Below are 1594 nucleotides of genomic sequence, written 5' to 3' on the forward strand. Positions count from 1 at the left end.
GATGCTCGCGCCAACAGAGGAAGATGTTCATTTTGAATATCTTTCCACATTTTTACCCTTTTGTGTAAACTTATTTCAGGACAAGACACATATCAAATTAATTCTTTATATTTAGGCGGTAACCATTGTTTTATTTCTGTTTGTTCCTCTTTGGATTGTTTAAATTGTTCTCTAAAAATCGTTGAATATTCAGATTTGAAACCGATTATATCCAGTGGATATTCGTAATCATTAGCCGAATATTTACCCCACTTTCCACTTGCTCCAAAAACAAAATACTCATTATAACTCATTTCAAAAAGAACAGCTGATATGTAATTACCACTTATCAATTCTTCCCAAGTGATATTTACTGGAAATTTCATTTTAAACATTGGCTCACCGTCCATAAATTCTTGTGAGCATTGAATAATTACAAAATATTCTTCACCTATTTCTCGCATAGCTTGTTGTAGTTGATTAAAATCTTCTTCAACAAACAAACAACCTCCCCTTAAAGCTATCATTACAAATTCCGGACGATAAACCAAATCTGGTAAAACCTTATCCTGAATAAATATTTTATCTTGTATTGATTTCCATTTTGTTTGATATTCTAGTTCTGTTAACCAATATTTCTGTAAATATATCTCTGCAAGTTTTCTATTTCCCCACTTATTAGCAGGGACTAATTTGGAAAAATCACCCTGCCAATAGTTTAAATATTCTTCTAAATGTCTTAAATATTCTATCATTTCGTTATTCTTATTTTAAATATTTTCCCAGATGCTTTCTGAATATCAATTGTATAAATACCTGTTTTAGTAGAATAATGACTGAACAAAATAGTTCCATCTCCTAAAACATAACCTCCTCTTGTTGTTCTACTTACTGTATTTCGAGATATTGTTTTGAAAATAGAAGCCCCATCTCCTTTTACAAAACCTTGCATTCCTGCTTTTACTTTGGTTAAATTACCTGCTCCCTGAATCAAACTTTCTGCGTTATTGAATTGATTCAACAACTTCGTTCCACCGTTTGTTAAAGCCTTCATTCCCCCCGCTGGCGCGAGCATCTTGCTCGTGACCACATAAAACTATTTCCTAAAGTTAAAATAAACTAAAACATTACGAACTAGGACACGAGCAAGATGCTCGCGCCAGCAGAAGAATATCTTTCCACATTTTTACCCTTTTCTGTAAACCTATATTAGGACAAGACAGTATTAATAATATGATTAATTATTCTCGCTTTACCTAAAATTGAAGTTCCAATCATTCCTTCAGAAATAAATGAAACCTTTTTTCCATCTATTAGATAATCAAAATAAACCAAATCCATTTCAATTTCATTTCTTTTTATAAATGAAATTGAAAAATAAAATTCAAGAAATTTAATTATCCTTTCAATATATTCATCTCCAAATTTTTTTGACACTTTGACTTGTTTTTTGAAAAACATATATTATAAATTTAAAGTTTTGAATTTGATCTTAATGAACTTTCTAAAATTTGATCCCAAGAATATCCTTTAGCTCTGAAATACCTCCAATCTGGACCAACCATATTGCCATAACCCCCAGGTTTAATCCCCGCTGGCGCGAGCATCTTGCTCG

General features: G+C 31.5%; 3 protein-coding genes. All 3 read right to left on the reverse strand.

From position 1 onward, the window contains the following. Positions 1-92: 92 nt before the first annotated feature. Positions 93-734: a hypothetical protein gene (locus AC4FQX_RS15095; protein ID WP_491168548.1), complete on the reverse strand. Its 642-nt coding sequence runs from the start codon at positions 732-734 to the stop codon at positions 93-95. Continuing rightward, positions 731-1054 (reverse strand): hypothetical protein, encoded by a 324-nt coding sequence (locus AC4FQX_RS15100; RefSeq protein WP_491168549.1) that lies wholly within the window; start codon positions 1052-1054, stop codon positions 731-733. Before AC4FQX_RS15100 ends, AC4FQX_RS15095 begins: the two co-directional genes overlap by 4 nt. Before the next feature lie 134 nt (positions 1055-1188). Further along, positions 1189-1440 carry a hypothetical protein gene (locus AC4FQX_RS15105; protein ID WP_491168550.1) on the reverse strand — a complete coding sequence of 84 codons (252 nt, stop codon included), beginning with the start codon at positions 1438-1440 and terminating at the stop codon, positions 1189-1191. Between the last annotated feature and the right edge of the window lie 154 nt (positions 1441-1594).

It is taken from the genome of Flavobacterium sp. AK-301 (assembly GCF_058310215.1).